The sequence below is a fragment of the Rhizobium sp. WYCCWR 11146 genome, from assembly GCF_013591995.1.
Classification (GTDB): Bacteria; Pseudomonadota; Alphaproteobacteria; order Rhizobiales; family Rhizobiaceae; genus Rhizobium; species Rhizobium indicum.
Window position 1 is genome coordinate 331,644 of record NZ_JACCEY010000037.1, and the last position, 13,174, is coordinate 344,817.

Annotated in this window: 9 protein-coding genes and 2 pseudogenes; 6 read left to right on the plus strand and 5 right to left on the minus strand. The window is 60.0% G+C overall.

The annotated features are described in order from the left end of the window. Nucleotides 1-33: 33 nt before the first annotated feature. Nucleotides 34-117 (plus strand): annotated as a pseudogene (locus HX899_RS35300) (cytochrome C); the annotation flags it as partial. A gap of 73 nt (nucleotides 118-190) precedes the next feature. Here the strand turns inward: HX899_RS35300 and HX899_RS29225 are convergent. Then, complete coding sequence (locus HX899_RS29225) at nucleotides 191-871, minus strand: peroxiredoxin-like family protein (RefSeq protein WP_138329450.1); 681 nt, start codon at nucleotides 869-871, stop codon at nucleotides 191-193. A gap of 72 nt (nucleotides 872-943) precedes the next feature. Then, entirely contained in the window at nucleotides 944-4,186 is a 3,243-nt protein-coding gene (locus HX899_RS29230) for an adenylate/guanylate cyclase domain-containing protein (protein ID WP_171599044.1), read from the minus strand. A gap of 272 nt (nucleotides 4,187-4,458) precedes the next feature. Between HX899_RS29230 and HX899_RS29235 the strand changes: the two genes are divergently transcribed. After that, nucleotides 4,459-4,710 carry a transcriptional regulator gene (locus tag HX899_RS29235; RefSeq protein WP_129420972.1) on the plus strand — a complete coding sequence of 84 codons (252 nt, stop codon included), beginning with the start codon at nucleotides 4,459-4,461 and terminating at the stop codon, nucleotides 4,708-4,710. A 2-nt stretch (nucleotides 4,711-4,712) separates the two neighbouring features. Continuing rightward, nucleotides 4,713-5,063: a type II toxin-antitoxin system RelE/ParE family toxin gene (locus tag HX899_RS29240; RefSeq protein WP_003559450.1), complete on the plus strand. Its 351-nt coding sequence runs from the start codon at nucleotides 4,713-4,715 to the stop codon at nucleotides 5,061-5,063. 210 nt (nucleotides 5,064-5,273) lie between these two features. On the opposite strand, the gene ilvB is transcribed toward HX899_RS29240, so the two are convergent. Both ilvB and HX899_RS29250 read right to left on the minus strand, forming a co-directional pair. Continuing rightward, nucleotides 5,274-6,980, minus strand: a complete 1,707-nt coding sequence (gene ilvB, locus HX899_RS29245; RefSeq protein ID WP_181294011.1) for a biosynthetic-type acetolactate synthase large subunit — start codon at nucleotides 6,978-6,980, stop codon at nucleotides 5,274-5,276. Nucleotides 6,981-7,319: 339 nt separating this feature from the next. Then, nucleotides 7,320-8,408, minus strand: coding sequence for a LacI family DNA-binding transcriptional regulator (locus HX899_RS29250; RefSeq protein ID WP_138389169.1), 1,089 nt, complete (start codon nucleotides 8,406-8,408; stop codon nucleotides 7,320-7,322). A 350-nt stretch (nucleotides 8,409-8,758) separates the two neighbouring features. Between HX899_RS29250 and HX899_RS29255 the strand changes: the two genes are divergently transcribed. From HX899_RS29255 to HX899_RS29265, 3 genes are all read left to right on the plus strand, one after another. Next, entirely contained in the window at nucleotides 8,759-9,721 is a 963-nt protein-coding gene (locus HX899_RS29255) for a sugar-binding protein (RefSeq protein ID WP_138389168.1), read from the plus strand. A gap of 81 nt (nucleotides 9,722-9,802) precedes the next feature. Beyond that, nucleotides 9,803-11,344, plus strand: coding sequence for a sugar ABC transporter ATP-binding protein (locus HX899_RS29260; RefSeq protein WP_181294012.1), 1,542 nt, complete (start codon nucleotides 9,803-9,805; stop codon nucleotides 11,342-11,344). 44 nt (nucleotides 11,345-11,388) lie between these two features. Beyond that, the gene (locus tag HX899_RS29265) at nucleotides 11,389-12,414 is read left to right on the plus strand and encodes an ABC transporter permease (protein WP_138389166.1); all 1,026 of its coding nucleotides are present in this window, start codon (nucleotides 11,389-11,391) and stop codon (nucleotides 12,412-12,414) included. A gap of 86 nt (nucleotides 12,415-12,500) precedes the next feature. Here HX899_RS29265 and HX899_RS29270 read toward each other — a convergent pair. Continuing rightward, nucleotides 12,501-12,947: pseudogene (locus HX899_RS29270) on the minus strand (helix-turn-helix domain-containing protein); the annotation flags it as partial. Nucleotides 12,948-13,174 lie beyond the last annotated feature (227 nt).

Sequence of the window (13,174 nt, forward strand, 5' to 3'; positions counted from 1 at the left end):
CCGTCTCGTCACGGGCGACCAGCGTGTTCCAGACTGCTGGCAATGCCGGCGGAACACGCGTTCCACCTCATGCTCCAGACCTGCACGACCTGCCACGCCAAGTTCAGGATGGAATAAGGGCGATCACGCGGGACCGGGAATTGCTCGCCTTGTTCAATCGTCCGACCTTTCAAGCACGGCCTCATTCGCTTCAAACAGCCATGTTCGACGCAGCCGACATCACTTCCCGAGGGGCGGGACCGCCGAACATATGGCGACCATCCTCCTCGACTTCCGTGAAACACCAGCGCACGACGCCATCCCGATCGAGCAGGAATTCGCCGACGAGTTGGCCGTGGCCGGTGGCGATCATCTGCTTGTCATCCTCGGTGATTTCATAGCCGTCCGCCTTGTCGAGGAATTCCGACGCCGCCATCGGGTCCATAGGCGCTGGAAGCTCGCCCGGCATGTCGATGCGCATCGACATCACCGTGTTCATGCTGACTTTGCGCGGCCACTCATTCTCATCTTCGGTGAATTGAAGATTCGGCAAGCCGAAGGCCCTGTGCGATACCCGTTCCGGGTCTGACGCCGCCAGCAGATTGGGAAGCGGATGGTAGCGGAAATAGAGGCGAGCGCGCTCGATCGGCGTGTTGACGATGGTCAGGCTATCGATGCCTTTCTCCTGCAATGCGTCGGTGAGTTCGGCCATGGCGGCGATCTGCCGGCGACAGAAGGGGCAATGCAATCCGCGGAACAACCCGACGAACACCGGCTTCTGGCCGCGAAAATCGTCGATGGCAACCTTGCCCTGGCGGGTGATCGCATCCAGCACCACGTTCGGCGCGCGATCTCCCGGCTGCAACGGTCTTGCGGCGTGGTTCTCCTGCATGTTTCGTTCCTCCCTTTATGCTTTTGAATCGATTTGCCTAATCGATCTCCTGCGGTTGTTGAACGGGGACAGTCAGTCGAGAAACGGCAGGACGACGAGCGTGCCTGGATCGAGGTTGTGGCGGATGCACACATCCTGTGCCAGCGTGAAATACCGTTCTGCCTCGTCCATGTCGTCATGCTCGAGGCTGAGTGTCGCCAAGCCATCATAGCACGGAAACAGCAGTTGCGGCTCGTCAATTTCCTTCGCGACCTCAAGGGCTTCCTCGTAATACTTACGGGCTAGCTTCGGCTGCCCGTGGCATTGATGAATTTGGCCCAGCACGATCAGCGGCACGGAGAGATGGTCGCGCTGATCGAGCGCCCGGTCGATTTCGACGGCTTTTTCCGCGGCCGGTACACCCTCGGCGGCGCAGCGATCGGTGAAGGTGCAGCAGGCAACGGCGAGGTTGGCGAGAAGCCGCGCCTGGAAGCCGAGATCGCCGATACGGGTCGCAAGCTCCAGCCCGCGCCGGCAGATCTTGATGGCGTTGGCCGGGTCGACAATCGTGTAGAGAACGCCGAGATTGGAATAGGCGCGACAGGCGGCACTTTGCAGATCGGCTTTTTCAGCGACCGAGAGGCTGCGCTCCACTTCCTGCACGGCCTCGCGGCGACGCCCGAGCCGCGCAAAGGCCGCCCCCTTGGTGTTCAGCGCCTCCGCCATCGCTCGCGCTGTCTCCCGTCCGGTCTCGGTCGTCCCGTCGATCGGCAGCGTTTGCAGGCATTGCAATGCCTGCGTCGCCCACTCGGCGGCAGCGGCCTGATCCCCCATGCGGAAGGCCAGATGGCCGCGCTCCTGCAGGACATGTGCACGTTCGACCGGCGCATCGATTGTTGCGATTATTGCTTCGGCTTCGGCCAAATGTGTCTCCGCTTGATCGCGGCGTCCTGCATCAAGATGCAAACGGCCGACCTTGCGCAATATCCGCGCTGCCGCAATAGGGTTGTCTTTGGTCCGGTGAATCGCAAGCGCTCGTTGATAATGGTTTACGGCGGCGTCGCGGAGGCCGGCAGGGCCACAGAGATCGGCAAGACGCTCGAGAAGCGCGAGTTGCTCTGGTGTAACCTCTGCCTCGTTTGCGAAGGCCGCAAGGGCCTGACGGTAGAGGCGCATCGCATCGTCATTGGCGTAGGTTTTGCGCGCCAGATCGCCCGCCGCCATCAGATAGCTGGCCCCCTTGGCCTTTTCAGTGGTCAGGCTGAAGTGATGGCCGAGCTGCGCCAGATGCTCGGGCCGGTCGGGCGCTACGCCATATTGACGTTCCAGAACCCGGCCGATCCGTTGATGAAGCTCCATGCGCCGTTGCAGCAGGAGATTGTGGTAGATGACGTCGTGCATCAGCGTTTGGCTGAAGCGATAGCCAGGCGAGCTGCCGGCATCGGGCCCGCGCAATTCCTCGATGATATTGGCATCGCAGAGATGATCCAATGCAGCATCGATGGCGGCCGGGTCGGTGGCGATAGTGCGGAGCAGGGCGGTATCGAACTTCGGGCCGACCACCGCCGCCTCTTGCGCCAGCCGTCTGATGTCCTGTGGTAGACGATCGACGCGGGCAAGCAACAGGGCTTGCAGGTTCACCGGGATATCGACATCCGTGTCTTCTGCTGCGACATGCCAGCGTTGGCCGTCATTGTGCAACGTGCCCATGTCGATCAGTGCCCGAAGGATTTCTTCGATGAAAAGCGGATTGCCGCCAGCGCGGTCGAGGATGCGCTTGCGCATCGTTACCGGCAACTTGCCATGATCCACGCCAAAAAACGCAGCAAGCAGCTTCTGCCCGTCGGCGGCAAAGAGTGGGGCAAGACGCTGCACGGTGACACTGACACGATTGGAGTCCAGTGGGTCGGTCTGCGATGTCGGCCGGTAGATCGCCAGCAGCATCAACCGGCTGCGCTCCAGCCGGTCCATCATGAAGCGAAGCACTTCCAGCGAGGCGGCGTCGGCCCAGTGCAGATCCTCGATGACAAGCAGCAGGGGACCTTGCGCCAGCCGCCGCTCGAAGACGGTGCGGATGCCATAGAAGATCTGCCGCCGCAACTGCTCTGGCTCGATGTGCCGCAACGCGCCATCGGGATCGCCGAGGCCCAGGACATGCAGAAAGAGCGGCAGAAGCCCCTCGACCTCCTCCTGCGCCAGATCGAGCGCGCGGAACCCCGTTGCCAGCAATTGCCGCGCCCTGTCGAGATCGTCCCGCTCGCCGATGCCGTAGGCGATGCGTACGACCGCGCCGAGCGTACCATAGGATTGTTCGCCGAGCGGAGAGCAGGTCGCTTTGCGGATGGCGAGGCCCTGGAAACGGGCGGCATTGCCGGCGGTTGCGACGAATTCGTTGACCAGCCGCGACTTGCCGATACCGGCTTCGCCGATCAGCCGGACAAGCTGCGCTGCGCCGCCGCAGGCAAGGTCGAGGCATGTCAGCAACCCCGACAACTCCGTATCCCGTCCGATCATCGGCGCCCGAAGGCCGAAACTTTCAAGCCCGCGCGCCGTATGCGGCGCTTCCGACAGCCCTGTCAGCCGATGGACAAGGACGTTTCCGCTTTTTCCGCGCAACGTTTGCGCGCCGAGACTGTCGAAGGCAAAGGCATGGCGGGTGAGGCGATAGGTCAGCGGCCCGACAAGGATATCGTTTTCGCCGGCCATGGATTGCAGGCGTTGGGCGGTGTTTACCGTGTCGCCGGTCACGGAATAGGATTTTGTACTGACCGCACCAAAGCCGCCGGTAACGACAGGGCCGCTATTGATGCCGATATGCAGACGCAGCGGCACGCCGGCGCGGGCGTGCCAGCGCTCGCCGACCTGCGTCGCCCGACCGATCATATCGAGTGCAGCACCAAGCGCCCGGACCGGATCGTCCTCATGGGCGACCGGCGCGCCGAACAGCGCCAGCAGTGCATCGCCGACGAACTTGTCGACGAAGCCGCCATAGGCTTCGACCGCCTGGGTCATCTCTTCGAACAATTCGTTCTGCAGCACCCGCATGACTTCAGGATCGATCTGCTCGCTCAGGGTCGTGAAGCCGCAGAGATCGGCAAAGAGCACGGTCACCGGCCGCCGGTCGGCATCGCCCTCCGATTGAGGTAGCGCCTCAATCTTCGGCTTCGTTGCGGGTTGGACTTTACCGGATATCGGCGCGCCACATTGGGGGCAGAAGGCAAAATCGGGCTGACAAGGATAGCCGCAGGCGGCGCACGATATCGGTTGCCTTGCGCCGCATCGCGGACAGAAAGCAAAACCGCTCTGAACATCGAACCCGCAGCCGCTGCACTCCATCGGACGCATCTCACGAAACCCCGATGTACGGCTATTTCAGCCGCAACCAGCAGGCCTCAGACAGGGGACAAGCATGAACCTGCTGCCCCAGGCCCGCAAGCACTAAACACAAGCGGCGGAACGACTATGATGATCCTGGTCAGAAGATCTTAAGACAGCCAGGTCGCAGAGTGAGGTTCGAGAAACCATGTCACGATCAAATTCTTTGTGATGAATATTGACAATATATGCTACGCTGCCCCACGTTAGAGGAAGAACGAAAGGGTAGGCCGATGGCATCGGGCAGCATTCATGTGAAGGTCAGCGGCGTGCTGCAAGATCACATTCAGCAGCAGATCGGTGACGACGGCCTCTATGAGAATGCGAGCGAGTACATTCGCGCACTGATCCGACGCGACTTGCAAACGCGCGACGAGGCATGGGATGCCCTGCAAAAGGAACTTGCACCCGCGATGCGTGCCGACGACAGCGAGTTTGTCGTCGTTTCCGCTGAAGACGTTATCCGCCGCAACAAGCGCCGCTGAGCATGGCAGCCTATCGGTTTTATCCACGCGCTGACGCCGCGCAGGACAAGATTTGGCGCGACACTTTCGAGGCGTGGGGAGAAAAACAGGCAGATGCGTACATTCTCGGGCTGCATGTTTATTTGCAGCGTTTATGCGAGGAGCGCCTGATCTGGCGACAGCTTCCGCAACGTCTGGCGGTTCCCGCAGACATCAGGCGTCGGGCCTATTTCAGCCGCTATGAGCATCACTACCTATTCTTTCGTGAGCTTGAGAACGGTGATCTTGGCGTCATGAGCATTCTTCACGAACGGATGGATTTACCGGTGCGGCTTAAAGAGGACTTGGCCGCTCTTTCAAACAAAGAGTCGTGACACAGTATCTTTGATCGGAAGGGCAGGTACCTCGTATTCCTCGGCCAGCAATTCGGCTTGTCTGCGGGCTAGAGAAAATCGGTCCCGTAGAACAGCATAAATACATGATCGAGACACCAGTCTCGATCATGAGGTACTCGGCTAGAGTAGACGGGAACTGCGGTTCGCGGGACCGCACGGCTTGCTTTTGGCGTGTTCGATCAACAGCCGTTACTGCCGAAGAGTGTCGGCGAGCCTCGCAACCCGGCAGTGAAGGAGCACCGGCCGGTCCGCGTCGATCATCTCCTCGATCCTGGCATCGAGTTCGCTCGGGCTCTCGCAGTGAAGGCCGACAGCGCCATAGGCTTCGGCAAGCTTGGTGAAATCGGGCAGCGAAGCCGAATAAGAGCGCGATCGACCACTGCCATCCGGTACTTGACCCCATTCTCGCGTCATGCCCGGATGCTCATCGCTCAACATGAAGATCTTGATCGGCGCTTGATGCTGTATCGCCGTCGACAGCTCTTTCATCGTCGTTTGCACCGACGCGTCGCCGGCAATGTCGATGACAAGGCGGCCGGGATTTGCGATCTGCGCCCCCAGCGCGGCAGGAAGACCGAAACCCATAGTCCCCAGTCCCCCGGAGGTAATCCAGCGATTGGGTTTGTCGAACCCGAAGAACTGCGCCACCCACATCTGCTGACCGATCTCCGTGGCGATGATGGGGTCATACGGCTTTGTCAGGGCATGCAGACGCTCCAGGGCATGTTGCGGCATGATTGCATGGTCCAGCCGCTGGTAGGAAAACGAATGGCGGGCTCGCCAATGATCGATCTGCGTCCACCACGCCCGCAACCGCTTCTGGTCGGGTGTAGTGGAGAGCGCCCGCCAGGCATGGATCATATCCGCCAGCACATGCGCGGCGTCGCCCTGAATGCCGATGTCGACGAGAACGCGTTTGTTGATCGACGACGCATCGATATCGATCTGAATTTTCTTCGAGCGAGGTGAAAACTCCTGGGCACGCGAGGTCGCAAGGTCGTCAAAGCGCGCGCCGATGGCGATCATCAGGTCGCAATCGCCAATTGCCATATTGGCTTCATGCGATCCGCCCTGTCCGGCAACGCGCAGCCAGTTCGGCCCGGTGGCGGGGTAGGCTCCAAGTCCCATGACGGTGGAGGTGACCGGAAAGCCAGTGAGGTCGGCGAGTTCGCGCAGCAATCGCGACGCCTCCGGTCCCGAATTGATGACGCCGCCGCCGGTATAGATGATGGGCCGGCGGGCTTCGGCCATCAATGCGACAGCCGCTCGGATCGCGTTTTGATCGCCTTGCATTGCCGGCTGGTAGCTCGGCAGTGGCGCTACCTTGTCAGGTGAGACGTAGGTCCCGCTGGCGAAGAGCACGTCCTTCGGCATGTCAACGAGAACAGGACCGGGTCGACCGGCCGCCGCGATTCGGAAAGCCAGATGGATCGTCTTGGCCAGATCGTCGACGTGTTTGACGAGGAAATTGTGCTTTGTGCAGGGTCGGCTGATGCCGACCGTATCGCATTCCTGAAAAGCGTCCGTGCCGATCAGACTTGTCGGCACCTGGCCGGCGAGGCAGACGAGCGGAACGGAGTCCATAAGGGAATCCTGCAGCGCCGTAACCGCATTTGTAACGCCTGGTCCCGATGTCACCAGCATGACGCCAACTCTTCCGGTCGAGCGGGCATAGCCTTCGGCTGCGTGTCCGGCACCTTGCTCATGGCGCACCAGGAAATGTTTGATGTCCTCCTGTTGGAATATTTCGTCATAGATCGGCAGCACCGCGGCGCCGGGGTAACCGAAAATGTGTTCGACACCGTTGTCGCGTAGCGCCTGCAGAACGATCTCGCCTCCGTTCATGAGACGATCAGAAGGCGTATTGAGGGAAAAGTTGGCTTTCTCGCCGGTCATATCTGGGTTCCGTCGTAAGTGAAGTGATGGGTGCGACGGGGCATGAAAAAAGGCCCCGTCAGGGACCTGTTTTCGGCGCATGGGTGGCTATTGCCGAACGATCAGACCGTCCTGCCCATGCGCGATATCACCACTACGAGAACCATTGTGATTTTCATGGGCGATAGAGCTAGCTCCAAATCTACACGTCGTCAACGTCGTCTCTGCGCAGATTGTATCTGTGGTTGAGAATATTTGAGATCAGTGGTTCGTCAGTGACGAGGCAAGGGCAGGTGACGAACCGCTCGCAACCTATCGACCAAAGGCATCTGCCCGTTCTATCGCCCGCGAACCCAAGTCCTATGGCGAGGTATGTGCGCCATCGAAGATCTGCCGCGCCTCGGCCCGCGGCGCGGCGACGGAATGACGCTTAACGAGCGAGCATTCGAGCTTCGCAATGGGATAGCGCTTGCCGGGTGTACTTTCCGGGTTGAGATGTTCGATCGCCCATTGCCCCATGGCAAGATGTGGAAGGACCGAAGTCGTCAGCGGGGGTACAAGATGTCGTGAAATTTCTTCGTCGTCATAACCCACCACCGACATGTCCTGGGGAATGCGAAGCCCTGCATCCTTGAGCGCTTCATAGCACCCGATGGCGGTGCGGTCGTTCTGGCAGAAGATCGCGGTGGGCGGCTCTTTCAGAGCAAGCAGTTTCATCGTGGAAGCATAGCCGGCACCGGCCGACCAGTCGCCCTCAATGACCAATTCCGGATCGAAGGGTATATCGGCGGTCGCCAGCGCGCGGCGATATCCCGTCAACCGGTCCTGCGCCGCCTGCATCCAGATTTCGCCGGTGATCGTCGCGATACGATGGTGTCCGTGCATGATCAGATGCCGGGTGGAACTCTGCCCTCCCGCGATCTCGCTCGGCACCACGGCGGGAAAGGCATGGTCTGCCGTATAACAGTTCAGCAGGACCGTCGGGATGTTGAGCTTGCTGACATAGGATGGAAGCTCCACCTGGCGGGTATAGATTGTCATATAGATGAGCGCCGATATGCCTCCGCTCGTCAACGCCTCGATTGCCTTCGGCTCCATGACGGGGTCACTGAGCGTCTGGGTTACCAGAAGGACATTGCCGGCGTTCCAGGAGGCTTGCCGCGCGCCTTCGATCGCAACGATCGCTTCCGGGCTGGTGGCGAGTTGATCCACGGCGAAACCGATGACGTTGTCCAGTCCCGAATAAGAGGCCTTCGTCGCATAGGTCTTCTCCATATAGCCGAGCGCCCGCGCCGCCTCCAATACGCGATCGCGTGTTTGCTGTGAGATGCGGGTGCCGGGCGTGTCGTTGAGGACGAAGGAGACGGCCGCCTGCGAGCAGCCAGCCGCCGCGGCGATGTCCATCATCGTCACGCGCACAGGCTTATTTGGGGTCTTTGGTTTTCGCATTCGTGGAAACTGTCTCTGCTTGTGATAACGGGTCAGGGTGACTGATCGTCGGTTTGGGTAATTAATATTAGCATCTATCTGAAAGCGCTGGCAATTGCATGAATTGTTTGCAATGCCGTCAGTTATTGGCAAATGCCAGTACAAAATTGCCATCCGAGCCACTGCGCGATGAAATGTTTTGATCTGCATTGATAATACTATTTACTAATTAAATTTCTTGTATACCGTCAGGGGGCGATCGGAACCTATGCCACTCGTCGCTTTGCGACGGCCCTAGGAGGGGGCGCGCATCCGGCCGGCCGTAAATCGCAAACGGGCCCATGCAACTGCGGCCCCTCGGGAGGTGTATTATGAAACAGCTGAAACGCAATACAGCCTTGTTCTTCGCCGGGCTGATGCTGAGCGCGGCGCCGATTGCCGTATCACATGCCGCCGACAAACCGACACTTGCATTCGTCGTCAACGGAGCGTCCGACTTCTGGAAAGCTGCAGAGGCGGGCGTGAAGAAGGCGCAGAGCGAGATGCCGGACTACCAGATGGAACTTAAATACCCTGAGCAGGCGGCTGTCGCCATTCAGCAGCGTCTCATGGAGGATCTCGTCAGCGCCGGCGTCAAGGGGATCATGGTCTCCGCGGTCGACCCCAAGACCCAGACGGACGGCCTCAACAAGATCGGCTCGCAGACGGCACTCTTCACCACCGACAGCGACGCACCGAAGACCAACCGCGTCGCCTATATCGGCTCATCCAACATCGACGCCGGCATGCAGGCCGCCGAGATCGCCAAGAAAGCGATGCCGGACGGCGGCAAATGCATCGGCTTTGTCGGCCTGCTTGGCGCCGACAATGCTAAGGAGCGCATCCAGGGCATGAAGGACGGCCTGAAAGGCACGAAGATCGAGCTGACGGATGTACGCGGTGACGATATCGACCAGACGCGTGCAAAGAAGAATGTCGAGGATGCGCTGGTGGCCAGCCCAGACGTCACCTGCATGGTCGGCTTCTACTCCTACAATACGCCGCGCATCTATGAGGCGCTGCGCGACGCCGGCAAACTCGGCCAGATCACCGTCGTCGGCTTCGATGACGATCCGATCACGCTCGGCGGTGTCAAGGAAGGCACGATCGCGGCGACCGTCGTGCAGCAACCGTTCGAATGGGCTTATCAGGGCATGAAGCTGATGGCGGCCTACCTCAAGGGCGACAAATCAGGCGTTCCCAGCAATGGCTTGATCATCATCCCGACAGTGATCATCGGCAAGGATGACGTTGACAAGTATGCCGCCAGCCTGAAGGCTATGTCTGGAAAATAACCCTTCTTCGCGGCGGCGGCACTCGCCGCTGCCGCGACAGACGTGTCATGCCGACACAGCATCAGCTGCCATGGACAGGCGATGAACCATAGCTCCGACATCCCGTCACCGGACCCGCTTGCAACGCCGTTCCTTTCGCTTTCCGGCGTTGGCAAGACCTATCCGGGCGTCGTTGCGCTTGAGGGCCTGTCGATCGACATCATGCCGGGCGAGGTCATCGGCCTCGTCGGCGAGAACGGGGCTGGAAAATCGACGCTGATGAAGATTCTCGGCGGCGTGATCGCACCCGACCGAGGCACAATCCTGCTCGACGGCGCAGAGCTTCGTTTCCTCACTGTGGAATCGAGCATCGCATCCGGCATCGCCTTTGTGCACCAAGAACTCAATCTCTTTGAGAATCTCGACGTTGCCGCCAATATCTTTCTGGGCCGCGAACCGCTGAAGGCCGGACCTTTCAAACTCGTCGATCGCGATCGGCTGCGAGACATGGTGAAGCCGCTCTTGAAGCGGGTAGGGGCTCATTTTTCCGCCGACACACCCGTGGCATCGCTTTCCCTTGCCGAGCAGCAGATGGTGGAAATCGCCAAGGCGCTGTCCATCAACGCCAGGCTCGTCATCTTCGACGAACCCACGTCCAGCCTGCCGCTGGCCGAAACCGAGCGGCTCTTGAGCATTATCAAATCGCTGAAAGCGGATGGCATCAGTGTCATTTTCATCTCGCATCGCCTCCACGAGGTTGAGCGCGTCGCAGACCGCGTCGTGGTCCTGCGCGACGGCACGCTTGCGGGCACTCTCGCCAAGAAAGACATCGGCCACGACCAGATGGTCAAGCTGATGATCGGCCGGGTGCTTGCGGCCCGGACCGCAAAACCGCAGCGCTCGCCCGGCTCGGTTGCGCTGAAGGCAAGCGGCGTGCGCACCGAGGCCTATCCCGGCCGTCCCGTTGATCTGGAAATCCGGTATGGCGAAATCATGGGGCTTGCAGGGCTCGTGGGATCGGGCCGCACCGAGCTTGCAAAAGTACTCTTCGGCATCGACCGGAGCTACGGCGGAGCCATTCTGCAGGACGGGCGGCAAATTGCGGTCAATTCTGCCCGCGACGCCGTCGCTCGCGGCATTTTCCTTGTCCCGGAGGATCGCAAGCGCAACGGTATTCTTCTTGATTTCCCGATCGCCCAGAACATAAGCCTTGCCGATCTCCCCAAGCTCTCCAGCCGCTTCATGCTTTCTGCCGAGCGGGAGAGGGCGACGGCCGAAAAGCAGCGCCTTCGCCTTGGTATCAAGGCGCCCTCCGTTTCGACGCGAACCGGCACTCTGTCCGGCGGCAACCAGCAGAAGGTGGTGCTTGCCAAGTGGTTGTCGATGAGCCCGAAGGTGATGATCTTCGACGAGCCGACACGCGGCATCGATATCGGCGCGAAGAACGAGATCTACGGTCTGATGCGAGCGCTTGCCGATGCCGGAGTGGCGATCCTGATGATCTCCAGCGATATGGAAGAGGTGATCGGCGTTTCTGACCGCATCGCCGTCATGCACGAGGGCCAGATCGCCGGCATATTGGAAGAGGACGAAATCAGCCAGGAAAGCGTCCTTTTGCTTGCTGTCGGCAAAAGGGTAAAATAGCGGCTGCGGCCAATATAAAATAAGGTATCGGGGATGGATCTCGAATGATCAAAAAAGATCTCGGACTGCTGCTTTTGATCGTCGTCGTCGGCATCGTCGTCGCCATCATCAATCCGCGCTTCCTGCTGCCGATCAACCTGGCCAACACTGCCAACCTGATCGGCCTGTTCGGCATTCTGTCGATCGGCCAGGCCTTTGTCATCATCACAGGCGGTATCGAGCTTTCCGTGGGCTCGCTCGTCGCGCTTCTCGGTGTGCTGTTTGTCGACTTCATCGCGGTCCAGGATATGTCCTGGATGCTGGCGCTGCCGCTCATTCTCGCGCTCGGCGCGGTCATAGGCGCCGTCCACGGCTGGCTGATCACCCGGCTCAACCTGCAGCCCTTCGTCGTCACCCTATGCGGCCTCCTGATTTATCGTGGGGCAGCGCGCTTCTATACGGCCGACGGAACTGCGGGTTTTGCCTTCGGCCAAAATTTCCCCGACCTCGAATTCCTGACCGCCGGACGGTTTTACGGCGTTCCCAACACCTTCATCGCACTCGTCATCATTGCTGTGGTCATGTGGATCATGCTGCATCGCTCTGTCTTCGGGCGTTATCTTTACGCAATCGGGAAGAACGAGGAGGCGGCCCGTTATTCCGGTATCCGTACCGGCCGCATGATCATGTCGGCCTATGTCATTTGCGGGCTGCTGACGGCGCTTTCGGCGATTTATTTCGCCATGTACACGCGCTCGATCTCGCCGGCGAGCCATGGCCAGTTCTACGAACTCTACGCGATTGCCGCAGCCGTGCTTGGCGGCTTTTCGCTCCGCGGCGGCGAGGGGTCGATCGTCGGCGTCGTGCTGGGCACGGTCCTGCTCCAGGAATTGCAGAATCTCGTGAATCTCCTTGGTATCCCCTCGTCGTTGAATTTCGCTGTCATGGGTGGGGTGATCCTCATCGGCGTCCTGATCGACCAACAATGGCACGCGATCCGCGCAAAGCGCCGCGTTGTCGCCGCCGCCCGGCAGACCGAAACCCGTCTTTCGAACGAAGGCAGTTTGCCAGTGGTTGCCAATCAGGACTAGGTCAGTGCATGGGGCCATGCGTGTCGTGACCTTGCCCCGATGAGATAATCCGTTTTGCAAGATCAGATCGGGGCGGGTGAGGGCACCGAGCCATCGATCTGCACGAGTTCACAAAAACAGTCTCGCGCCGGCCGCGCGGTTGGAAAACCCGCTGCTTGCGTTCCTGGCGCGAGATCCAGATACCGGCCTCGGTCATCCATTGACGCAGCGTCTCCTTGGCCACCGAAATATGATGCAGTTCGATCAACTTCTCGCGCGCCAGCGTCGGACCGAAATCAAGATAGCGCTCGCGGATCCAGCGCCGCATTGCGGAAATCCTCGCTGTGGCGCCGATTGCTCGGCCGCGATCGCTTCTTCGAAACCAGCCCGGCTGCACCGGACTCATCATAGGCCTGCAGCAGCCTGTGGACCTGACTTCGGCTGAGCCCAAGCAGTTCGGCGGCCTGGACGACGCTCAGGCGCTGATCACGGATCTTCTGAATAACTTCGAGGCGATGCAATTCTTTCTGCGACATGGTGATCAAACAGGACATGACGACTCCGACCGCTCATGGTCTCGACCAGGCTGAAGGTCGTCATCCTTGCCCCCACGTTGGCATTGACCAGCGCGTCGAGAGGCGAGACTGTCGCATCTCTAACTGGCCCAACTGTCGCATTACTAAATAGTCCCTACATACGTTGTGGCGGCAGGGTTGGAATGTCCGTTTGTGTGCAAAGTAGAAGTGTCATTTTGGGCGCGTCTTCAGCTATTTAGAAATGC

Bases quoted from the DNA above. Each gene is read 5' to 3' on its own strand.
- HX899_RS29225 (WP_138329450.1), bottom strand. From the start codon at position 871: ATGCAGGAGAACCACGCCGCAAGACCGTTGCAGCCGGGAGATCGCGCG.
- HX899_RS29230 (WP_171599044.1), bottom strand. From the start codon at position 4,186: ATGGAGTGCAGCGGCTGCGGGTTCGATGTTCAGAGCGGTTTTGCTTTC.
- HX899_RS29235 (WP_129420972.1), top strand. From the start codon at position 4,459: ATGGCATCGGGCAGCATTCATGTGAAGGTCAGCGGCGTGCTGCAAGAT.
- HX899_RS29240 (WP_003559450.1), top strand. From the start codon at position 4,713: ATGGCAGCCTATCGGTTTTATCCACGCGCTGACGCCGCGCAGGACAAG.
- ilvB (WP_181294011.1), bottom strand. From the start codon at position 6,980: ATGACCGGCGAGAAAGCCAACTTTTCCCTCAATACGCCTTCTGATCGT.
- HX899_RS29250 (WP_138389169.1), bottom strand. From the start codon at position 8,408: ATGCGAAAACCAAAGACCCCAAATAAGCCTGTGCGCGTGACGATGATG.
- HX899_RS29255 (WP_138389168.1), top strand. From the start codon at position 8,759: ATGAAACAGCTGAAACGCAATACAGCCTTGTTCTTCGCCGGGCTGATG.
- HX899_RS29260 (WP_181294012.1), top strand. From the start codon at position 9,803: ATGAACCATAGCTCCGACATCCCGTCACCGGACCCGCTTGCAACGCCG.
- HX899_RS29265 (WP_138389166.1), top strand. From the start codon at position 11,389: ATGATCAAAAAAGATCTCGGACTGCTGCTTTTGATCGTCGTCGTCGGC.